Here is a 21326-nt window from a genome sequence, read left to right on the forward strand (position 1 = left end):
AAACTACTTTTCACCGTCTGGCACAAACACATAACCTAGACCCCAAACTGTTTGGATGTATCTAGGATTCGCTGCATCATCTTCGATCATACGGCGTAAACGCGATACTTGAACATCAATACTACGCTCAAGGGCACTGTAATCACGGCCACGAGCAAGATTCATTAACTTGTCACGACTCAATGGCTCTCTTGGGTGGCTCACCAACGCCTTCAATACCGCAAATTCACCACTGGTAAGCGAGATAACTTCATCGCCCTTTTGCATTTCACGGGTCGCCAGGTTCAGTTTAAAAATACCAAACTCTACTTCGTTTTCTTCGGCGGCTGGTGCACCCGGCACTTCTTTGGCACGACGACGTAAAATTGCCTTAATGCGCGCCAATAATTCTCTTGGGTTGAATGGTTTCGGGATGTAATCATCAGCCCCTAACTCTAGACCTATGATACGGTCAACTTCATCACCTTTAGCTGTCAACATAACGATGGGGATCTCGTTCTCTTTTTGGCGTAAGCGGCGGCAAATAGACAAGCCGTCTTCGCCAGGAAGCATTAAATCTAACACCATTAAATGAAAGTTTTCGCGCTCCAGTAAGCGATCCATTTGCTCACTGTTAGCCGCAGCACGAACAATAAAACCTTGCTCGACGAGATAACGCTCTAACAAACTGCGTAAACGCATATCATCGTCGACAACTAATACCTTGGTAGTTTCATTTCCCATGATTGATTTCTTCTTTTTATCCAATATCTTTGCTTAATATAATTGAAAATGTGATTTCTCGACACCATTACTATGAAGAGTTTTGTTACCGAACATTACAATTTTTTAATATTTTGCTAGCTCGACACCCAGATGATTTTTTATTACCGTGTCAGGTGAGTAAAGATGACCCTAATTAGCGTATGAAAACTAACTTAATTACCCCTGAGGGTTATAACCAACTGCAAAAAGAGCATGACCACCTCTGGTATGAAAAACGTCCTGAAATCACCAAAATAGTGAATTGGGCAGCCAGCTTAGGTGATCGCTCAGAGAATGCTGATTACACTTTTAATAAGCGCTTATTAAGGCAAATAGACCGTAGGGTACGCTATTTAAGAAAACGTTTACCCGACTTAAAGATTGTTCAATATGACCCACAACAAGCCGGCAAAGTGTACTTTGGCGCTTGGGTTGAAATTGAAAATGAACAAGAGGAAATAAAACGTTTCAGAATTGTCGGTCCAGATGAAATTTATGACCGGAAAGACTATATTTCTATAGACGCACCAATGGCACGAGCACTATTAGGTAAGGAAGTCGACGACGAGTTTGTCGTGCGCACACCAGAGGGAGAAAAGCTCTGGTATGTAAATACTATCGAATACCTGAAATAAGCTTCTCATTCATAGACGCTATGCTATGATCGCCCACATAAAATACGCTTAGACAGCACGTATACATCTGAATTTATAAGGATTTTGCATGAGCAACATCTCTGCACGTTTGGCACAAGAGCTAAATGCAAAAGAACAGCAAGTCATTGCTGCAACTGCACTTCTTGATGAAGGTGCCACAGTTCCATTTATTGCTCGTTACCGTAAAGAAGTAACCGGCGGTCTAGACGACACGCAATTACGTCTTCTAGAACAACGACTTGGTTATCTAAGAGAACTAGAAGACAGAAGACGCTTCATTCTTGATACCATTTCAGAGCAAGGTAAGTTAAGTGATGCCCTTGCTGGCGATATCAACAACGCGCAGAGCAAAACCGAGTTAGAAGATTTATATCTACCCTACAAACCTAAGCGTCGTACTAAAGGTCAAATTGCCATTGAAGCGGGTTTAGAGCCACTTGCGGATGCCCTTTATAAGGATGCTGGTTTAGAACCTGAAAGCCATGCGGCTCAATTCGTAAATGCTGAAAAAGGCATTGAAGATGTCAAAGCAGCACTAGACGGCGCTAAATTTATTTTAATTGAACGCTTCGCCGAAGATGCTAAGTTACTGGCAAAGCTTAGAAAACAAATCGACACACAGGGTGTGATCGAAGCCAAAGTAATTAAAGGCCAAGAAGACGCTGGCGCTAAATACCGCGACTACTTTGAACATTCTGAGAAGCTCACGAAAGTCCCGTCGCATCGTGCGTTAGCTATGCTGCGTGCCCGCAACGAAGGCATATTACAGTTAACCATTAACCCTGAGCCAAGCAGCGAAAACCCTGCACAGTATTGTGCGCAGATCATCGCTGATCATTATCAATTAAATGTAAGCTCAGCAACAGCAAGTCTTTGGTTAATGTCAGTGGTTCAATGGGCTTGGAAAGTAAAACTATCTCTGCACCTAGAAAATGAGTTTTTAGGGACCATGCGTGAAAAAGCAGAGACACAAGCCATTGATGTATTTGCCAAGAACTTAAAGGACCTATTGATGGCAGCCCCAGCAGGTCCTCGCGTGACTATGGGCATCGATCCTGGCCTGCGTACAGGCTGCAAAGTAGCTGTAGTTGATGCGACAGGTAAGCTGTTAACTACGAATACTATCTTCCCACATGCACCGCAAAATCATTGGGACAAGTCAGTTCGTACTTTAGAGCAATTATGTCGCCAGCATAAAGTAGAGCTAATCGCCATTGGCAACGGTACAGCATCTCGTGAGACAGATAAACTTGCAGCTGAACTACTGGCTAACAACAAAGAGCTCAACATCAGCAAAATCATGGTCAGCGAAGCAGGTGCATCTGTTTATTCTGCCTCTGAGTTTGCCGCGAATGAATTCCCAAATTTAGACGTATCGTTACGTGGTGCAGTTTCAATTGCTCGTCGACTACAAGACCCGCTTGCAGAGCTGGTAAAAATTGAGCCTAAATCAATTGGTGTAGGTCAATACCAACACGATGTTTCTCAAAGTCAGCTAGGTCAGTCACTGATCTCTGTGGTTGAAGATTGTGTAAACTCGGTGGGTGTTGATGTAAATACCGCGTCAGTGCCATTGCTTACACGCGTTTCAGGTTTAAACAAAACGCTAGCAAGCAATATTGTGCAGTTCAGAGACGAAAACGGTTCATTCAATAACCGCACGCAATTGAAAAAGGTCGCGCGCTTAGGGCCTAAAGCCTTCGAACAAGCAGCCGGTTTCTTACGTATCGTGAATGGTGCTGATCCACTTGATAGCTCATCGGTTCACCCTGAAGCATATCCTGTGGTTAAACAGATTTGTACTGAAAAGAATATCGAAGTGAATGACTTGATAGGTAACAGCGAAGTTTTAAAACAGCTCGAGCCAGCTCAATTTACTAATGAAAAATTTGGTTTACCAACGGTTACCGACATCATTTCTGAACTAGACAAGCCGGGCCGTGACCCTCGCCCTGAATTCAAAACGGCAGTCTTCAAAGCCGGTGTTGAAACCATTCAAGATCTTAAAGTTGGAATGATTTTAGAAGGAGTGGTCTCAAATGTAGCTAACTTTGGTGCTTTTGTTGATGTCGGCGTACACCAAGATGGCTTAGTTCATATTTCTGCGATTACCAATAAATTTATTTCAGACCCGCGCGAAGTCGTAAAAGCGGGCGATATCGTAAAAGTGAAGGTGTTAGAAGTCGATGTGGCTAGAAAGCGCATTAGTTTTACGATGCGCCTAGATGATGAAGTGCCGCAGGCTGCGCCTCAGGGTAAGCCTACTTCAAGTAAACCTTCGCAAAACAAACCTGTGAACAAGCAAGCCAAGGGACAGCGTCCTAAAAAAGATGCTGGTAATGCTGCAATGGGTAATGCCTTTGCTGAAGCCTTTGCTAAATTGAAAAAGTAATAATACTTTTTAACAATAAACCAGCTTTTCAATTAGAAGCTGGTTTACTGTTAATCAAACCTACCCTGCCTAATAACTATTCCATATTTTCCAAAACAAACGATACATAAACACACAGCAGCATAATCTACTACTCGCTGCATGTTCAATGAAAAGTGTCTTGTGTTTTATTAGGCATTACAAGCGCCTTAAGAGCATTGCTTTCTAAACGTTCAAAGACAAATTACTAGCGGGATTTGGCACTGCGACATGCTGATAAAAGTCATTAATTCGTAAAGATCTTGCCTGAATTTCAGGATCTGCTGCTATCGGCAACGCGACAGAATATGGTTCAGAGGCGCTTTGTAAGGCTGCATTATCATTCGACTCAACTTCAGAGTTTATTTCTGTATCTTCATTTAAACGGCGTGTTTGGTATGCACCTATTGAAGAGGCTTTCTTTTCCTGCTCCTCACCGTTAATCGCCTCTTTTGCCAAGTCTGCTTGAGCTGATGCTAATTTTTGGGTTGCATCAGCGGCAATTGCTCGATCAGCACCAGAGGGCTCAGCTGGGGCGAGTGCAGCTGCGCGTACTGTTTGCATCTTGTCTATGGTTGCACGTGGATTGTCAGGGATCTCAGCAACATCAATCATCACCTGACCGCCTATCGCATAATTATTTCCATCTGGCCCTCGCTGGAACTCATAACTCGGCGAGCCAGCGTATTGTCCGCCGACACGCGCATGCGCTTCTTCGTGAAGTCTAACCTCGCGATCTCGTGCCTTTAACTCTACAATTTGCTGCTGTTCGGCCTCTTCTTTGCGCTGTTCTTGTTCTGAATTCTCTTCTTCAGAATTAGAGTTTTCTTGCTCTGAATTTTGATCCTCACCATCTTCTGCAATAACCTTATTTTGTTGCAACTGACCTGTACTGTCGTAAGTACCGCCGTCTTCAGCAAGTTGAGGACGCGATTTGTCACCGTCATTCAATGCTTTATTTTCTGAGTGACTTGCATTGGAAGGGGCTGGTTTAGGTATCACTTCGCGCAGCTGGTTGTCTCGTCTAGCAGTTTCTGTGTAGACGTTTGAAGTATTAAGGTTAATCGCCGGCTGCGGCGTTACAATATTCATTAGAATTAGACTGAAATATCTATTATTGTTCCTAAGGTCTCGTCCGCTGTTCGGATCGATTGAGTATTTGCTTTAGCATTAAACTCTTCAACTTTGAGATTAACTAAAGCCTCATCTATTTTTGCAGGCTGAGATACAGGTGCAGTGACAGCTTCGTCGGGGCTAGCACCTTGCAGCTGACGTTGTTGTGCAAGTTGAGATTCATCTTGTTCGGTCACCGCAGCACGGTTTATCTCTGCCGTAGCTCGTTCAATACCTTGACTGGCCCGGTTGTAACCGTCTATACCATTATTTAGCACATCACCAATTGGCATAATAAGCACCTTTGCAAAAATCTAAATATGTTTAATTATTGCGCAAATGTAGTGCAAAATAAAGTTTTCGGCAGTAAAAAGCGGCAATTTTTTGCCGCTTTTTATTAAAGTACTGATTTTAGGAAATTTAAACTTTCAGCTCGGTGTGAAATAAAAGGCGCATGTGACGCTTTTGGTAAAACCTCTGCTTGGAAGTTACCGTTTAAGGCCTTCATTTTAGCAATGCTTCGTCTTGGCACTAAAGAATCTAACTTACCAAATAAGCCATATATTGGCTGCTCAAGCGTGCTAAAAACTTCCCGATAATCATCATTTAAAAGAATATCGAGTCCAACACTCAAGGCTTCAGACTTTGCCTCGGGCGCTTCTAATAACCAAGCTCTTAATTGTTTGACATCTTGCTTAGCGTGTTCTGACCCCATAGCTTGTATCGCTAAAAAACGCTCTATGGTCTTAGCACTATTCTCAAGCAATTGAACTTTAAAGTTTTCTAACACTTCTACCTTAATACCTAACCAATTATCTGATTCGGCAAAGAACGGCGTTGAAGCGATCAATACTACTTTATTTACCTTTTTCGGATAATGCTTTGCAATATGAAGTGCAACTAAGCCACCAAGTGACCAACCAACTAAGGTAGTGTTGTCAGCTAGTTGTTCAGCAATAAGCTCAGCAGCGGAGGCAAGAGAATAGGGTTGTTCAGGCATGGGAGCATGGCCAAAACCCGGTAAATCCAAACTTTTTACCTGTCCTTCAACAGCAACTTTTAGCTCTTGCTCTAATAACTGCCAAACCTGTCGGTTCATACCCCAACCATGAAGCAACACGATTTCTTTTTGCATTATTTCTACTCTCAACCAAACTTAGCCGTATGATACTGATACCATGGATGAACACAATGTCACTATTAAGAAATTTAGCGGAGGCCTTATTTCCAAGTTCCTGCCATATTTGCCATAACCCACTTGCAAGTAACGAGGGGATCTGTCAATTTTGTCTATCAGACTTTCCTTTTATCTCATTAGAACAACCAAACTTATTATTCCAGCCTGACATAGCGCGCATGTTTAATTTGCCCCATTGCCATGGGTTAATGGCATGTGCTTGGTATCAAGATGTAATGAAGCAATGGCTGAGTGAGTTTAAGTTTACCAAACAGAGTCATTATAAAACGGCTATCAATGCTGTTATTGCAACTCAACTTGCTCACTTTGAAAGTACATTTACCTTCTCACCCGACATATACATCATTTTACCGCTTCATAAAAACCGCTTTATTAACCGGGGGTTTAATCAAGTCGCACAGACCTGGTTGAGCCATTTGCCTCACACCAAAGTAAGCACCAATATTTTAATTCGCATCAATGCCACAAAAGCGCAAAGTGGTTTGAGTCTCAAACAACGCAAGCAAAATGTAAAACGCGCATTTGAAGTGGAGCAAAATCTAAAAGGTAAGAAAGTGGCGATCATCGATGATGTGATCACCACAGGGTCGACTATCAACGCTGCTGCAAAAGCGTGTTATACAGCAGGCGCTGATGAGATATGGGCTTATGCCACAGCATTAACGCCCTTGCACAGCCAAAGTGTGACCAAAAAATAATGTATTCGTTAGTAAACGGCTGCTGCCTTTCCAGAAACCTCTAAACACAGGGTTATCGATCATACCAACAACACTGCCCTGACCATAACGGTGGCCTATCAATGCTGCAGTGTTTGCAATTTGAGTGACATTTTCTGTCGCAGCATATCCTGCCAATAAAGGTTTTGACTGATATTGGCTAACCGTTAGAAATGGCTTGCCGGGCATCTCAAACAGCTGTGTGCTATTTTTAAATAACGGCAGCAATTCACGCTCATAACCAAAACTTAGAGGGTGTGTTAAATCAAGTTTTGACGCAAAGATAGCGCCAGCAATACGCTGCTTACCAGATAAAACTTCTCTATCTCCATAACTTAAACCAGCAGTATCAAACTGCTCTGCCACTTGCTTAGGCGAGATCAATTGTGCGCTCAGAAGTTGATTATCAACTAACCATTTAGCACCGCCTTTGTGGCCCCAGATCACACCGCCTTTACTCACCCACGCAGCAATTTTAGTTTTGGCTTTTTCTGACATACGACGATAACTGCCATGGGCTAAGATAATGTGTGTGTATTTAGAAAGTTCTGCACGGTGCAATCTATCTTGCTCTATGAGAGTCGGCGCTATACCTAACTGCGTATCTAAATGGTACCAAACTTCGCCCACTTCATATTGACTGCTGCCAGCCCCCCCTACTAGTAAGACTTTCGGAGCTTTAATTGGTCTTAACTGACGAGAGCCTAGATCAACGCCTTCGCTGGTTAAGCCACTTTGAATTGCGTGAATTTGTACGCCATAGTCAGCTTGTGCTCGTTGCATGATGGTCACAATGTCAGATTGCTTTTGCACACCTGAAGCGACAACAATACTTCCCGCTTTGAATTCTCGATTTCCTAGTGCCGTTTTTGCTTTAAAACCTTTAAGTGCAACACGTGCATCAACCCCTTGCTGTAAAAGTGCATTTAATAGCTTAGGCGCTGCGCTTGGCTGCCAATCAAATGCATAAGCATAACTCTCTTTGACTGCAGAAAAACCAGCATCTTCTGACTGCCAAGCTTGTTTTGATACATCTAGACCCCAGCGGCTAGATACTTGACCAAACTTTAAGTTGTAAGCATGTGGTAGTGTCCAACCCGATACATCATAAAAGGTATTATCTTGAAAACTTGTTTGCTCAGAAAAAATGGCTTTAATTAAACGGAATTGCGCTTGTTTCAATGGAATATACACATCACCCTGCATGAAGCTTTTATCAGAGGCTTTGATGGCTTTATTTAAGCCATAGGCTTTAATTTGATGCTGTGACAGCACAGACATAAACTCATTGAAACGTTGTGGGTCTTCCCCTTTGGCAACGACATAGCCCATAAACTTCTCTTTATCAGCCAAAGTGTCAGCTTGATGGTAGAAGTTATTCTTGTAGTCAATTAATTGCTGCTTGTTTGCCATCGCGCCAGCAAAAGTAGACAAGCTGGTTGTAACTTGGTTTTTAATGCTTTGTGCAAACGTCAGTTGACCATTAATGGTCTCTTGGACATGGCCTCGACTACTTGCCTGTTCAAAGAGAATGCCCACCGAGCCATTTATATCAGGGTATGTTGAGCCTTTTCCGTAGTAAAAGTCATCAAAGCTTTCTTGTGTAAAATAAAGCTGATTTTGCGCATCTAAAGCTTGCGCATGAAAATCTGCAAGCGCTGTTGTTAACTGGGTATTTTTCTTAGGCGTAAGTGGGTGAGTTCGCGTCGGGATCCCCGGCTGGAAGAAATACGTGCTGTTAGGGCCCATTTCATGAAAGTCCGTTAAGACATGTGGCTGCCACTTATGAAATGCGGCAATTCGAGCACGTGATTCAGGATGCTGAAGTAACAGCCAGTCTCGGTTCAAATCGAACATATAATGGTTTGTTCGGCCTGAAGGCCACTGCTCAACATGCTCTCTATGCTGCGGATCTGCAGATAAAGTTTGCCCTCTATTACTATTTGCCCATTGAGCGAAACGTGCCAAACCATCAGGGTTTAAGGCAGGATCTAGTAACACCACAGAATTATTTAGCAGTTGCTCTACTTCTTCTCCTTGTGCTGCGGCTAAATAATAAGCAACTAATAAAGCGGCATTACTGCCAGATGATTCGTTGCCATGCACGCTATACCCCATCCAAATGAAGGCAGGTAAATTTTTCGCTGGCTGCTTTGCAAATACTTGTGCGCGATGCTGCTCACGAAGCTGATCTAACTGAGCAATATTCTCTGGTTGACTAAACTTTAGTAGCAGTAGCGGTCGCTGCTCATGACTAAAACCTATGGTTTCAATGCTCACTCTAGGGCTTTTTTCAGCTAACACCCGCATATACTGAACCAGTTGGTCATGACGCACATGCCACTGGCCTACTTGATAACCTAATACCTCTTCTGGCTTAGGAATAGCGGGGTCAAACTGGACATTTTGTTGGAAGTAATAGGAAACCGGTTTTGCTATTACACTACTTGAGAGTAAGTAAGTGCAGCAAAAAAATATAAGTGCGAGGAGCGTGCGCATACTAAAACCTTTTGCTTAAAATTGTAGCAAGTAAGCTAACAACCAAAACCTGATAAGCCAAATTTTTACGTTCAACACTGGCGACAATGCCACCAGCGGAGTATCATAGCCATTAACCGAGTAATTTAGTCAAGTATAGTTCGATTATGATCACAATTTCTGAAACTGCACAAAGTCACTTTGCCAAGCTATTGGCTGATCAAACTGAAGGCACAAACATTCGTGTTTTCGTTGTAAACCCTGGTACTTCTCAAGCTGAATGTGGTGTGTCTTACTGTCCACCTGATGCTGTTGAAGAAACTGATATTCGCCTACCATTTAATGGTTTCGACGCGGTTGTTGATGAAGAAAGCGCACCATTTTTAGATGAAGCTGAAATCGACTTCGTAACTGACAAAATGGGCACTCAGTTAACCCTTAAAGCACCTAATGCAAAAGCTAAGCGTCTTAAAGATGATGCTTCTTTAGCTGAGCGTGTTGAGCATATGCTAACGACCGAGGTAAACCCACAACTTGCCAATCATGGCGGCCAAGTAAGCCTAGTTGAAATCACTGCTGAAGGTATCGCTGTTGTGCAATTTGGCGGCGGTTGTAATGGTTGTTCAATGATCGATGTAACGTTAAAAGAAGGCATCGAAAAAGAGATGGTTGCTAAGTTTGAAGAGATCACTGGGGTACGTGATATCACAGAGCACCAAGCTGGTGAACACTCTTACTACTAATTATGTTGAAGCCCATAATTTACCGTCTAGGGCAACAACCTAAACTCAGCCTCAAACGCTTCTTTATTGGTTTGGGGCTGTTTGCCATTTCTGCGGCTTGTATTGCCTGGGGTTATTATCATCAAGCCTGGATACAAATAGTTGGTCTAGTTTTTCTGGTACCAGCACTTTTCTTTGCGGGCTGGGGCTATTTAGGTATCTTTGCCAACCGCTTTTCGCAAGTTATTGCAACAATAAACCCTGCCGTTGAATTTGACGATAACGATAAGCCAAAGTAACACCTCTCAATAACATAAAACAACTCATGGCAAACCAAAGGCCATGGTTCTCATACTCCAATGTAAGCCAAAGAGGCACCATAAACCCAAATATAGCTGAGAAGAACATGCTATTACGCATATCTTGAGCTCGGGTTAAGCCGACAAAAATGCCATCGAATATAAAACACCACATTGCCAATAAAGGTAGAAGAATGAGCCAGAATAGGTAAGTTTTTGAGGCACTAATAACCTCTGGAATATTTGTTAAAAGCTTAACGATACTTAAACCAAACACAGCAAAGGCTAAGCTATAGAGCAACGCAAATAGCGCCCCCCAAAACAAACTTAAGTTGACCCAGATTTTCACTTTTGCTTCTGAGCCTTCTCCCTTCGCCTGACCTACTTTTGCTTCTGCGGCATACGCAATGCCATCTAAAGCAAAACTCACCAACATTAAAAAGTTTAATAAAACGGCGTTGACTGCCAGTGTTGTTTCGCCCAATCGTGCACCATGAAAAGTCATAAAGCTAAAGCAGAGCTGTAATAACAATGAGCGAATAAAAATATCTCGATTCAGTGATAACAATGTCAAAAACTGCGCTTTGTTTGGCAGCAGCCAACGCCAATGAACTTGGTGCTGTGCCAGTTGCTTTCTAATTAATACAATCGCGACCAGCAGCGCCGTGTAATCTGCAATCACCGATGCCCAAGCAGCGCCTGCTACTTGCCAACCAAAGCCAATCACAAACAGCACATCTAGAATAATGTTAGTGATATTTGTAAATAGCAGTAAGTAGAATGGCCCTTTTCCGTATTGCATGCCCAGCATAAGACCCAAAAGCACCAAATTCGTCATCGCCGCCGGTGCACTAAATATTCGAATTTCAAAATAGCTTTGTGCTTGGGCAAAAACATCTGGGGATGCATTCGATAAGGCTTTTATGCCATCTAATAACCAAGGAGATAGAAGGATTAATGAGATTGAAAAAGTCCAAGCGATAAGCAAACTCGCTAAAAGCTGCTGCTGTAATCTAGACCAGTTTTTTGCCCCATAAGACTGAGCGAGCACGCCTGTTGCACTCATTCTTAGAAAGCTTGCAAGCCAAAATAGCAATGAAATACTGCCCGACCCTAATGCGATACCTGCCAGAAAGTGAGCTTCTGATAAGTGGCCGATCACCGCTGTATCAACTAACCCTAACAATGGCACAGATATATTTGATAAAATCATCGGACCCGCTAGCAATAGCAGACTTATATGGTACGTTTTATGATTTTTAAATATCTCTTTCATTGCTTTGTTTTCGCTTTGTTATTGTTTTCAAACCCATCACTATCAGCGGTGATCTTACAGTATCACCACGTCAGCGAGAAGCTACCAGCGGTGACATCTGTGAGTGAAGAAACGTTTAAAACCCACTTAACCTATCTTAAAGACAATAACTTTAATGTTATTCACTTGGATAAATTGCTCCAGCATACACAACAAGGTAAGGCACTGCCTGCAAAAACTGTCGCCATCACTTTTGATGATGGTTACGACAATAACATTCAGCAAGCGGCTCCTATTCTTGAAGCATTTAGCTACCCGTATACCATTTTTGTAAACCCTCAGCTTATCGATGAAAATAAATCGTATGTGATGACTTGGGAGGAGCTCAGAACTTTAGCAAAACGCGGTGCATTAATTGCCAATCACAGCGCGAAGCATGATTACCTACATTTAAAACAAGACGGTGAAACGCAAGCGCAATGGTTGAAACGTATCCGTAAAGATATCCTATTCTCAGAACAGCGTATCAAAGAAGAAGTGGGTCATAATGTAAAGTTACTCGCCTACCCCTATGGTGAGTTCAATAGACCACTGCAAAACCTCGTTAAAGAACTTGGTTATATTGGTATTGGACAGCACTCTGGTGCGGTGTCAAAATTTACCGACTATACACGCGTCCCACGATACCCTGCATCAGGCTTTTACAGTAAGTTAGACACCCTAAAAACCAAATTGCACTCTCTGCCTTTTGCTATCTCGGAGCTTGCTTACACAGACTCTGTGACAACTAACCCAACACCTACTATTGAGATCGAGTTTGCCAGTAAAGATTTTTACAAATCTCAGTTTGCATGTTTCGTGTCAGGTATTGGACGTGCTGATATTATTTGGAAAAACGAGAAAAGGGTGTCGGTCACTTCACCTAAAAACATTAAAAAAGGCCGTACACGTTATAACTGTACAGCCCCTTCTATCAAACACTCAGGTCGGTTTTATTGGTTTTCGCAGCCTTGGGTGTTGCAAACTAACGACTAGTAGACTTGAGCAAATGTGCTGCCACACTTTGTAGTGGTAGCACTTTTTGTGCAGCGTTCATATCTACAGCCGCTTTTGGCATCCCCCACACAACACAGGTTTGCTCATCTTGCGCAGCAGTTTTAGCGCCTGCTTCTAACAAACCTAACATCCCTCTTGCGCCATCGCTACCCATGCCTGTCAGTAGCACTGCTGATACATATTTTGCAAATGGCTTCAAGGAATCAAACAACACGTCTACCGCTGGTTTATGCCTATTTACGAGCTCGCCATCGTCTAATACACAGACTTTATTTAACCCTTTACTGACCACTCTTAAGTGTTTATCACCTGGCGCAATATAAACTTTGCCAAACTCAAGAATATCTCCATCTTCAGCTTCTTTAACATGCATTGCACAGGTCTTATCCATCCTCATTGCAAACGACGTGCTAAATACAGGAGGGATATGCTGAGTAATGACGATAGGTGGTGCATCTTTTGGCATCTGAACCAAAACCTCTTTAATCGCCTCAGTGCCACCTGTTGAAGCGCCAATAGCAATAATCGAGTTTCGCTCGAACGCTTGCCCTGAGGGTAATTGTGCTTTATGCGCTGCTGCCTCAGAAGTACGATATGGCCGTAAGCGGGCAGTTGCAGCTGTGCGTACTTTTTCTTGCACTGTTTCTGCATAGTGTTGCAGCTGTTCAGCTACATTGACTTTGGGTTTGGCAATAAAGTCTACAGCGCCAATCTCTAGTGCCTCTAAGGTAATAGGAGAGCCTTGTTGGGTTAAAGTAGAAATCATCACAACAGGCATAGGACGAAGACGCATCAGGTTTCTTAAAAAACTAATGCCGTCCATTTTTGGCATTTCAATATCTAGCGTAATCACATCTGGATTAAGCGACTTTATCATCTCTCTCGCTTGGTAAGGGTCTTCAGCACTACCTACCACTTCAAGATCATTAGCCTGCTGGATCACCTCTGTCAGTATCCCTCGGATTAAAGGCGAGTCATCAACAATTAAAACTTTTATCATGCCAACTCCTAAAACAGCTCAATGTCTGTCTGTGCATCTTGCGATTCAATATCATGTAAATAACGCACTTCTCGTCTTTCAATCGTGTCGTTATGCATTTCTCTTAATTTCTTAACTTGCGCACGACCTGTTTGTGGATGAAATACCACTTTGCGTGGCCATGGACCACCGACATCATGAGAAACCAGCTCGAGTCCTTCCTCTTGTATGTATGCATGTGCGAAACGAATATTGCCAACACCAATATCTGTCATAGAGCGAATTATTTTACCACCACCAAAAAGTTTAACTTTCAGATTAGCTTTTGATGCGCCGTTTTTGAGCACTTCATTGATTAGGTATTCCATTGCCCAGTTTCCGTAACGGCAAGTTAAATCATCGGCATGAATTTCTTTAATCCCTTTTGCTGCTGGCAGCATAAAGTGGTTCATCCCACCTACGCCCAATTTATCATCATATACACAAGCAGCAATACATGACCCTAATACTGTTGAGATCAGCTCATCATTTTTAGAGACATAAAACTCGCCAGGTAACACCTTAGCTATTACACAACCTCGGCCTGAATCCCAAAATCGTTTAACGTGTTCAAAGCCTCTGATAACCGGCTTAAATCGATTATCCATACTATACCTTTTGATACATAGTGCGGCCTAAGTTCTTGAACTCATGGTGCTCTTTACCCATGGTTTCTGAATGGCCTATAAATAAGTGCCCATCTTCACCTAGCATTTGATGGTAACCTCTAAACAACTTATCTTTTGTTTCCTTGTCAAAATAAATCAGCACATTGCGGCAAAAAATCACATCAAAAGGCCCTTTCATTGGCCATTTTTCAAGTAGATTTAACCTTTTAAAAAAGATTAATGACTGCAAGTTTGGCTTAACCTTATATGCTTGATTGTCAGAGCTTTTCAAAAACCACTTTTTCAAAACGTCATCATCAAGCCCAGTCACATTGCCTGCATCATAAACACCACTTTGCGCCTTTGCGAGCACATTGGAATCTAAATCTGTTGCGAGAATTTTCACATCCCAATCAGACGGGAAACGGTTTGCGATTGTCATGGCGATACTATAGGGCTCTTCACCTGTAGAACAGCCAGCCGACCAAATTCGTATTCTCTTCGAGAATTTATTTTCTTCTAGCAGCTTAGGAATAACCGTATTCGATAAGTATTCAAAATGATGATTTTCTCGAAAGAATGAAGTGAGGTTTGTCGTGATTGCGTTGATAAATTGACTGAACTCTTGTTCTTCATTCTCTTCTAAGAAACTTAAATATGAAGAAAACGAATCCAACTGATTTGCCCTAATACGCCTCGCCAGTCTTGAATAAACCATTTCCCTCTTATGAGGACCAAGAACAATACCACATGCTTTATAGACTTTTTGTGCAATGGTCTGAAAGTCCTGATCAGATAGTGCAAATTCTCTCATCATTTATCCTATAAACAGGCAACACTAAAACGAGTGACTCAACAAGAAAGGCGTATTTAAGATTTGAAGGTGCTCACAATAAGCACCTTCTTCATACCTATTTAAAACTCTTCCCATTCATCAGAGCTATCTGCGAATTGATTAGCAGTCGCTACAGGATTCACAGGAGACTTCACTGGTGACTGGATCTCTGACTTAGTTTCTTGAACAGCCGAAGGCGTCGGAGCTATTCTTGCAGGTGCTTTGTTTGGCTTAGCCTCTGAAAGCATCATCGATGTTGAAGTCGAGTCATCTATTGTAAAGAAATTAAGTAAACGGCGCATATCATTAGCTTGCTCTGCCATAGACTCGCCGGCAGCAGAAGCTTCTTCTACTAATGCCGCATTTTGTTGCGTCATTTCGTCCATTTGTGTCACGGCTTTGTTTACCTGCTCAATTCCAGAACTTTGTTCAACAGATGCTTCAGCAATATCTGAAATCATGTCAGTAACACGCTTCACCGATGCGACAATATCTTTCAACGTTTCACCTGACTCATTCACGAGAAGTGTTCCGTCTTCAACTTTACTTACACTATCGCGGATCAAGTCTTTGATTTCTTTCGCAGCACCAGCTGAACGTTGTGCCAAGTTTCTAACCTCACCTGCCACAACTGCGAAACCTCGTCCTTGCTCGCCAGCTCTAGCTGCTTCTACAGCTGCATTTAATGCAAGCAGATTGGTTTGGAAAGCAATCTCATCAATAACCCCAATGATATCAGCAATCTTTTTACTAGATTCATTAATCCCCGACATACTCTGTACTGCACGGTTCACAACTTCGCCACCTTGCATTGCCTTGGAGCTTGTTTCTTCTGCAAGTTCATTGGCAACTTTTGCATTATCTGCATTCTGACGAACTGTACTTGTCATTTCCTCCATACTTGAAGCTGTTTCTTCAAGCGAAGATGCTTGTTCTTCTGTACGCTGACTTAGGTCTGCATTACCTTGCGAGATTTCTTCAGCCCCACTGGCCACAAGAGTCGCGGACGAACTAATACGATTAATGACCTCAGTTAATTTATCAGCTGTCACATTCGCATCGCGTTTCAGCTTATCAAATGAGCCGTGATATTCCTGCGTAATTCTTTGTGTTAAATCACCATTCGCCAACGCATCAAGCATTTGTGCAGTGTCTGTTACTGCATCATCAACAATGCTGACCAGTTGATTTAAACCTTGTGATAATCTGAGGTAGAAGCCTTCCTTACCCGATTCATTAATTCTCTGAGTCAAGTTACCTTCAGAAGCTGCACTAACAAGATCTGCAACCTCTTTCTCTATTACGACTTCACTTGTTCTATCATTCCATTCTACTATGGTGCCAATTCTTTCATTTTCATCGTTGAAAACTGGATTCGCAACCAAAGCAAAAGTCCTTCCACCGACAACGATTTCTGTTTTATAAGTAGAACTTAACCTTTCTAGCATCGCCCTTTGGTGCGCTGGATTCTTATGGAAAATATCTATATTGGCACCCAATAACTTGGACGAATCGAAGTTAGGCAAGTCTTTCTTCAGGTCACTTTCTGCATTACGCATCATGCTTACAACAGCGTCATTTAAATACACAATGTTAAATTCAGCATCTGCTATCATTGCATTTGTGGTGACATTATCGAGTGCACTCTTAACACGAGCGTTTTCATTCGCAAGCTTCGTTGCAGCTTCTTCTGCTGCAAGTCTTTGAGTCTTATCATCCCATTCGACCACAGTACCTACTTTATCGCCTTGGTCATCATAAACAGGGGTTGCGATTAACCCAAAAGTAAACCCAGCAACATTAATATCAGTTTTATAGGTATCAGTTAAGGCACTTAGCATCTGTCTTTGATGGGCTGGGTTTGCATGGAATACATCAATGTTTTCACCAATTAAGTTGCTTGCATCAAAGTTTGGCAGTGCAGTGCGTAACTGCTCTTGATTATTACTCAGCATTTCAAGTACCGAGTGATTAGCAAAAACAATATTTAGATCTGTGTCAGCCAACATGACATTCGCTTGGCAAACATCTAATGCACTTGTAATTCTGGCATTGTGCGCTGCAGAAATTTGTTTTTCTTTCTCGAAGGCAATTTGTTCGGTGAGGTCTTTCCATTCAACAAGCGTTGCTATACGCTGTTGTTGGTCATCAAACACGGGGGTGGCTATAAGATCAAATGTTAAACCTGCTACGGTAATTTGAGTCTTATAAACCGTTCTTAAGTTGGCTAGTAAGCCCCTTTGATGACTTGGATTTTTATGGAATACATCAATATTCTGGCCTACTAAAGAAGCAACACTAAAGTTCGGCAGGTCTCTTTGTAATTTATGTTCATTGGCAGAGAGCATGTCCGTTACTGAATCATTCAAGTAACTTATATTTAAATCAGCGTCTGCAATCATAATATTTGCCTGACATACTTGTAGTGCACTAATCATGCTTTCAACAAGTTGGCCATTATCCACCTGCTCTGCTTCTGTATCATCTGAAACCAACAAAGTACGAAGTTGAGGGTAAGCATCTAAGTGTAATCGCTGTGCGGCTTCTTCATCTTTAAACTTTAACAAGTTTATTGCACTATCAACCGTTTCTAATTGTGCAGCATAAGTGCTGAAACTTTGCTTTAAATAAAACATAACCGCTAGAGTGATGACGAAAGGCAAGCCTAACCCAATCGCATTTTCACCACTCAATGGCACACCTAAAATTTGCAATGCAATTGCGATTGACGCCACTATAACTACCGCTGCTATCAATAGCTTATTGGTTATTTCACTTTGAACGTTTCTACCACTCATCTTGACCCTACCCGTGCTTATTTTTACTCTAAGTTTAAAACGCTTTCCAAATTAAGAAGAACAACCATTTTCTCCCCAACATTAACCAATCCATGAACAAACTCGGCGTTATCTGAATCTTGAAAATCAGGCACATCTTTAGCCTGCTCTTCAGAAATGCTATATACATCTGAAACAGCATCAACCACGATACCCATTACTTTGTTCTGACCATTTATTTCAACTGCGACAACAATAACAACTGTAAGTGGACCATACTCATTATCTGCAATACCGAATCGTAGTCTTAAATCAATAATTGGTACAATTGTGCCACGTAGATTAATGGCACCTTTCACAAAACTGGGAGAATTAGGGATTGCAGTGACATCTTCCCATCCACGGATCTCTTGTACAGCCAGAATATTCATTCCGTATTCTTCGCCTGCCATCATAAATGTCAGGTATTGATTCTCGTCGTGCTGACCTTCCAAGATCAATTGCTGATTTTGTTCTGCCTGTTCTGACATTTATGCTGCCCCCCCTACTGCGTTTTGCTCGACAATTAAGTCTTGGGAACCCGGCCTTTTTAAACCGCTTAATTTAATTAAACCACTGATATCAATAATCAAAGATACTCTGCCATCGCCTAAGATAGTTGCCCCAGAGATACCATCAACTTTTTGGTAATTTGCTTCAAGGCTCTTAATGACCACCTGCTGTTGAGCAAGTAAATCATCGACCAATAAGCCAACTTTATGGTTATCACTTTCAACAACAACAAGTAATGTTTTATCTAACTCTTCAATGGCACCGCCATGATTGAAAATGTCGTATAATCGAAGTATCGGAATATATTCATCTCTAAGCCTTAGCACATCGAGATCTTTCCCAACTCGGCTGACCTTACTAATATCTATTTGTAATGATTCAACAATTGAAATAAGCGGGATTATGTAGGTATGTTGCGCAACCTTAACTAATTGACCATCCAAAATAGCCAACGTAAGCGGCAAGCGAATTGTAAAGGTTGATCCAACTCCTGGTGCGGAGGCTACTTCAACCGAGCCGTTTAACGCTTGAATATTTCTTCTGACAACATCCATGCCTACGCCTCGGCCGGATATATCACTTACTTCATCAGCCGTAGAAAAGCCTGGCATAAAAATTAGCTCGTTTATTTCATCCGGCGAGAGTTCATCAGTTTCTTGAATTAGGCCATTGGCGATGGCTTTGCTTCTTATTTTTTCAGTATTTAAACCTTGTCCATCATCCATTATCTCAATGACAATGTTACCGCCTTGATGGAACGCATTTAACGTAACAGTACCAACCGGATCTTTACCTGCCGCAATACGCTGCTCCGGTGTCTCTAAGCCATGATCTAAAGAGTTTCTCACAAGGTGAACCATAGGATCTGATATCTTTTCCATAACGGTTTTATCAAGTTCAGTTTGTTCACCTAATAATTTCAGTTCAACTTGCTTACCAAGTTTTTGAGATGTGTCTCTTACTAGTCTTGGGAATCGACTAAACACGAAACTAATCGGCAGCATGCGGATCCGCATGACATTTTCTTGCAAATCCCTAGTGTTGTGGGCGAGTTGGGCTAACCCTTCTTGTAATGCTGTAATCGTTGATTCGGTAATTTCTTGCTCACCAATTTGACTCAACATGGCTTGTGTTATCACAAGCTCACCCACCATATTAATTAAGGAATCAACTTTATCTATACCAACACGAATAGAGGTTGCTGAGGAGTCGGATGGTTTCTTAGCCTCTGCTTTTTTCACAACAGGTGCATTTGTGGCGATTGGCGTGACCGCTTTGCTTTCAGGCTCAAGGTTTTCCAATCTACTCTCAGATTCAGTGGGCACTTGTTCTAAGGGGGTAGAGTCTTCATCATCTGATAAATCAGATTCAAAAAGCCCACCACATAAAACAATGTCTATATCTGCATCGTCTTCAACCCACTCAAATATTTCAGAAATCGCAGATTCAGGCTTAGATGTCGTTAAGAAAAAGCGCCACGCTAAAAAGCACTCTTCAGCATGTAATGAATCTATATCGGGTATGGCATCATAAAATGCCTGCGTTTCTAACTCACCTAGCTCAGCAAGTTCTGAAATCATATATAAGGGCTCGTTACCCGTTTTGAATAAATGAGGGTGAGGCTTAAAGTCAATTTGGTAAGTATTTTCGCTTTGCGTTTCTGGAGTATCTGAGCTGGTTGAGTCAGTATCTTCTGAAAGACCCAAAATAACTTCAAAGCGCTTTCTAATTTCATCGGCTTCTGTCAAATCAGGCTCTTGTTCTGCCTGTAACGCTGCCAACATGCCTCTTAAACAATCAACTGATTTCAGCAAAAGGTTTACATGCTCTGCTGTTAATGCACGTTGACCATCTCTGATTTGATCTAACAATGTTTCTAATACATGTGTGAAATCAGAAACAGAAGTAAAACCGAACGTGCCACTTCCTCCTTTTATAGAGTGCGCAGCACGAAAAATAGTATTGATGGTTTCCATGTCTTCATTGCCGGGCTCTAAGTTTAGGAGCTCCGCTTCCATTGCATCTAACCCTTCGAGGCTCTCTTCAAAAAAAACCTCGAAAAACTGACTTAAATCAATACTCATAATGACATCCTAGCTTAGCGAATAACTTTTTTAAGAACAGCTAGTAACTGATCTGGGTTAAAAGGTTTAACAATCCACCCTGTCGCGCCTGCAGCTTTACCTTCAGTTTTTTTGTCTAAACCTGATTCGGTCGTAAGCATTAGTAGTGGTGTAAACTTATAGCTAGGTAATGTTCTTAGCTCTTTAATAAGTGTAATCCCATCCATCACAGGCATGTTGACATCGGAGATCACGGCATCAAAGCTTTGTTGCTTAGCAATACCTAAAGCCTCACTGCCATCCTTTGCTTCAACTACTTCAAAACCAGCTTTCTTTAAAGTAAAACCAACCATTTGTCGCATAGATGCTGAATCATCCACTGCCAAAATCTTTTTCATAATGACCTCTTAATTCACGCCGATAAGGCGAGTAATTCTGTTAAACCAAGCTCATCAACCGCTTTATTAAGCGACTGACTTTCACCATGCCAACGAATTCCATTGTTAATTTCAAGAAGATGCTTTTGCAAAGCACATAAAACTTGTATTGATGCTGTATCTACACGTATCACATCTGACACATCAATACTGACATCGTGCTCAGCATGAAGCACTTGTAATACCTGTTGATGAAACTCTTCAACATGACTTATTGTGAGTTCTGAAGGAAGTTTTAACATGCGCGATGCGCTCTCCTTGTGTAATTTTTATAATTTTAGCTTAGACCTAGTTAGCAGAAATGCCATAAAAGTTATTAACTAAAAGCTAAAAATAATTAGGGTGTTAGCTCGATTTATGAATCAATCATAAAGCTCACCCAGTTTATC

At 41.9% G+C, this 21326-nt stretch carries 20 protein-coding genes; 6 read left to right on the forward strand and 14 right to left on the reverse strand.

The window, feature by feature from the left end; translation table 11 throughout:
* Window positions 1-3: 3 nt before the first annotated feature.
* Window positions 4-723 carry an osmolarity response regulator transcription factor OmpR gene (ompR, locus tag AC1HJP_RS09920; RefSeq protein WP_480361660.1) on the reverse strand — a complete coding sequence of 240 codons (720 nt, stop codon included), beginning with the start codon at window positions 721-723 and terminating at the stop codon, window positions 4-6.
* A 182-nt stretch (window positions 724-905) separates the two neighbouring features.
* Between ompR and greB the strand changes: the two genes are divergently transcribed.
* Both greB and AC1HJP_RS09930 read left to right on the forward strand, forming a co-directional pair.
* Complete coding sequence (gene greB / locus AC1HJP_RS09925; RefSeq protein ID WP_058031162.1) at window positions 906-1379, forward strand: transcription elongation factor GreB; 474 nt, start codon at window positions 906-908, stop codon at window positions 1377-1379.
* An 88-nt stretch (window positions 1380-1467) separates the two neighbouring features.
* Entirely contained in the window at window positions 1468-3792 is a 2325-nt protein-coding gene (locus AC1HJP_RS09930; RefSeq protein WP_480361661.1) for a Tex family protein, read from the forward strand.
* A gap of 204 nt (window positions 3793-3996) precedes the next feature.
* Here AC1HJP_RS09930 and AC1HJP_RS09935 read toward each other — a convergent pair whose 3' ends face one another.
* The 3 genes from AC1HJP_RS09935 to bioH form a co-directional block, all read right to left on the reverse strand.
* Complete coding sequence (locus AC1HJP_RS09935) at window positions 3997-4902, reverse strand: putative metalloprotease CJM1_0395 family protein (RefSeq protein ID WP_480361662.1); 906 nt, start codon at window positions 4900-4902, stop codon at window positions 3997-3999.
* A gap of 5 nt (window positions 4903-4907) precedes the next feature.
* Window positions 4908-5216, reverse strand: coding sequence for a hypothetical protein (locus AC1HJP_RS09940; protein WP_138478233.1), 309 nt, complete (start codon window positions 5214-5216; stop codon window positions 4908-4910).
* Between the two features lie 104 nt (window positions 5217-5320).
* Entirely contained in the window at window positions 5321-6058 is a 738-nt protein-coding gene (gene bioH / locus AC1HJP_RS09945) for a pimeloyl-ACP methyl ester esterase BioH (protein WP_480361663.1), read from the reverse strand.
* Between the two features lie 56 nt (window positions 6059-6114).
* Between bioH and AC1HJP_RS09950 the strand changes: the two genes are divergently transcribed.
* Window positions 6115-6819: a ComF family protein gene (locus tag AC1HJP_RS09950; RefSeq protein WP_480361664.1), complete on the forward strand. Its 705-nt coding sequence runs from the start codon at window positions 6115-6117 to the stop codon at window positions 6817-6819.
* Here AC1HJP_RS09950 and AC1HJP_RS09955 read toward each other — a convergent pair.
* On the reverse strand, window positions 6781-9336 hold the full coding sequence (locus AC1HJP_RS09955; RefSeq protein WP_480361665.1) for a M14 family metallopeptidase: 2556 nt from the start codon (window positions 9334-9336) through the stop codon (window positions 6781-6783). The genes AC1HJP_RS09950 and AC1HJP_RS09955 overlap by 39 nt on opposite strands.
* A 146-nt stretch (window positions 9337-9482) precedes the next feature.
* Between AC1HJP_RS09955 and nfuA the strand changes: the two genes are divergently transcribed.
* Together nfuA and AC1HJP_RS09965 are read left to right on the forward strand one after the other, a co-directional pair.
* Window positions 9483-10058 (forward strand): Fe-S biogenesis protein NfuA, encoded by a 576-nt coding sequence (nfuA, locus tag AC1HJP_RS09960; RefSeq protein WP_138478225.1) that lies wholly within the window; start codon window positions 9483-9485, stop codon window positions 10056-10058.
* 2 nt (window positions 10059-10060) lie between these two features.
* Entirely contained in the window at window positions 10061-10336 is a 276-nt protein-coding gene (locus AC1HJP_RS09965; protein WP_480361666.1) for a hypothetical protein, read from the forward strand.
* Here the strand turns inward: AC1HJP_RS09965 and AC1HJP_RS09970 are convergent.
* Entirely contained in the window at window positions 10281-11612 is a 1332-nt protein-coding gene (locus tag AC1HJP_RS09970) for an MATE family efflux transporter (RefSeq protein WP_480361667.1), read from the reverse strand. The two genes, AC1HJP_RS09965 and AC1HJP_RS09970, sit on opposite strands and share 56 nt — an antisense overlap.
* Between AC1HJP_RS09970 and AC1HJP_RS09975 the strand changes: the two genes are divergently transcribed.
* Window positions 11589-12626, forward strand: coding sequence for a polysaccharide deacetylase family protein (locus AC1HJP_RS09975; RefSeq protein ID WP_480361668.1), 1038 nt, complete (start codon window positions 11589-11591; stop codon window positions 12624-12626). The two genes, AC1HJP_RS09970 and AC1HJP_RS09975, sit on opposite strands and share 24 nt — an antisense overlap.
* Here the strand turns inward: AC1HJP_RS09975 and AC1HJP_RS09980 are convergent.
* The 8 genes from AC1HJP_RS09980 to AC1HJP_RS10015 all read right to left on the reverse strand — a co-directional run bounded on the left by AC1HJP_RS09980 (window position 12616) and on the right by AC1HJP_RS10015 (window position 21179).
* Window positions 12616-13647 carry a protein-glutamate methylesterase/protein-glutamine glutaminase gene (locus AC1HJP_RS09980; RefSeq protein ID WP_480361669.1) on the reverse strand — a complete coding sequence of 344 codons (1032 nt, stop codon included), beginning with the start codon at window positions 13645-13647 and terminating at the stop codon, window positions 12616-12618. The genes AC1HJP_RS09975 and AC1HJP_RS09980 overlap by 11 nt on opposite strands.
* An 8-nt stretch (window positions 13648-13655) precedes the next feature.
* Window positions 13656-14273, reverse strand: coding sequence for a chemoreceptor glutamine deamidase CheD (gene cheD / locus AC1HJP_RS09985; RefSeq protein ID WP_480361670.1), 618 nt, complete (start codon window positions 14271-14273; stop codon window positions 13656-13658).
* 1 nt (window position 14274) lies between these two features.
* The gene (locus tag AC1HJP_RS09990) at window positions 14275-15087 is read right to left on the reverse strand and encodes a CheR family methyltransferase (RefSeq protein ID WP_480361690.1); all 813 of its coding nucleotides are present in this window, start codon (window positions 15085-15087) and stop codon (window positions 14275-14277) included.
* Between the two features lie 101 nt (window positions 15088-15188).
* Window positions 15189-17906: a methyl-accepting chemotaxis protein gene (locus AC1HJP_RS09995; protein ID WP_480361671.1), complete on the reverse strand. Its 2718-nt coding sequence runs from the start codon at window positions 17904-17906 to the stop codon at window positions 15189-15191.
* 23 nt (window positions 17907-17929) lie between these two features.
* Window positions 17930-18415: a chemotaxis protein CheW gene (locus AC1HJP_RS10000; protein WP_138478211.1), complete on the reverse strand. Its 486-nt coding sequence runs from the start codon at window positions 18413-18415 to the stop codon at window positions 17930-17932.
* Window positions 18416-20521, reverse strand: coding sequence for a chemotaxis protein CheA (locus tag AC1HJP_RS10005; RefSeq protein ID WP_480361672.1), 2106 nt, complete (start codon window positions 20519-20521; stop codon window positions 18416-18418).
* Window positions 20522-20535: 14 nt separating this feature from the next.
* On the reverse strand, window positions 20536-20898 hold the full coding sequence (locus tag AC1HJP_RS10010; RefSeq protein WP_058031180.1) for a response regulator: 363 nt from the start codon (window positions 20896-20898) through the stop codon (window positions 20536-20538).
* Window positions 20899-20912: 14 nt separating this feature from the next.
* Window positions 20913-21179, reverse strand: a complete 267-nt coding sequence (locus tag AC1HJP_RS10015; protein WP_138478207.1) for an STAS domain-containing protein — start codon at window positions 21177-21179, stop codon at window positions 20913-20915.
* Between the last annotated feature and the right edge of the window lie 147 nt (window positions 21180-21326).

Source organism: Pseudoalteromonas sp. NFXS53, from assembly GCF_056629255.1.

Bases quoted from the DNA above. Each gene is read 5' to 3' on its own strand.
- AC1HJP_RS09975 (WP_480361668.1), top strand. From the start codon at position 11,589: ATGATTTTTAAATATCTCTTTCATTGCTTTGTTTTCGCTTTGTTATTG.
- AC1HJP_RS09930 (WP_480361661.1), top strand. From the start codon at position 1,468: ATGAGCAACATCTCTGCACGTTTGGCACAAGAGCTAAATGCAAAAGAA.
- AC1HJP_RS09980 (WP_480361669.1), bottom strand. From the start codon at position 13,647: ATGATAAAAGTTTTAATTGTTGATGACTCGCCTTTAATCCGAGGGATA.
- AC1HJP_RS09940 (WP_138478233.1), bottom strand. From the start codon at position 5,216: ATGCCAATTGGTGATGTGCTAAATAATGGTATAGACGGTTACAACCGG.
- AC1HJP_RS09990 (WP_480361690.1), bottom strand. From the start codon at position 15,087: ATGAGAGAATTTGCACTATCTGATCAGGACTTTCAGACCATTGCACAA.
- AC1HJP_RS09995 (WP_480361671.1), bottom strand. From the start codon at position 17,906: ATGAGTGGTAGAAACGTTCAAAGTGAAATAACCAATAAGCTATTGATA.
- cheD (WP_480361670.1), bottom strand. From the start codon at position 14,273: ATGGATAATCGATTTAAGCCGGTTATCAGAGGCTTTGAACACGTTAAA.
- AC1HJP_RS10005 (WP_480361672.1), bottom strand. From the start codon at position 20,521: ATGAGTATTGATTTAAGTCAGTTTTTCGAGGTTTTTTTTGAAGAGAGC.
- AC1HJP_RS09950 (WP_480361664.1), top strand. From the start codon at position 6,115: ATGTCACTATTAAGAAATTTAGCGGAGGCCTTATTTCCAAGTTCCTGC.
- AC1HJP_RS09965 (WP_480361666.1), top strand. From the start codon at position 10,061: ATGTTGAAGCCCATAATTTACCGTCTAGGGCAACAACCTAAACTCAGC.
- bioH (WP_480361663.1), bottom strand. From the start codon at position 6,058: ATGCAAAAAGAAATCGTGTTGCTTCATGGTTGGGGTATGAACCGACAG.
- greB (WP_058031162.1), top strand. From the start codon at position 906: ATGAAAACTAACTTAATTACCCCTGAGGGTTATAACCAACTGCAAAAA.
- AC1HJP_RS10015 (WP_138478207.1), bottom strand. From the start codon at position 21,179: ATGTTAAAACTTCCTTCAGAACTCACAATAAGTCATGTTGAAGAGTTT.
- AC1HJP_RS09935 (WP_480361662.1), bottom strand. From the start codon at position 4,902: ATGAATATTGTAACGCCGCAGCCGGCGATTAACCTTAATACTTCAAAC.
- AC1HJP_RS09970 (WP_480361667.1), bottom strand. From the start codon at position 11,612: ATGAAAGAGATATTTAAAAATCATAAAACGTACCATATAAGTCTGCTA.
- nfuA (WP_138478225.1), top strand. From the start codon at position 9,483: ATGATCACAATTTCTGAAACTGCACAAAGTCACTTTGCCAAGCTATTG.
- AC1HJP_RS10010 (WP_058031180.1), bottom strand. From the start codon at position 20,898: ATGAAAAAGATTTTGGCAGTGGATGATTCAGCATCTATGCGACAAATG.
- ompR (WP_480361660.1), bottom strand. From the start codon at position 723: ATGGGAAATGAAACTACCAAGGTATTAGTTGTCGACGATGATATGCGT.
- AC1HJP_RS09955 (WP_480361665.1), bottom strand. From the start codon at position 9,336: ATGCGCACGCTCCTCGCACTTATATTTTTTTGCTGCACTTACTTACTC.
- AC1HJP_RS10000 (WP_138478211.1), bottom strand. From the start codon at position 18,415: ATGTCAGAACAGGCAGAACAAAATCAGCAATTGATCTTGGAAGGTCAG.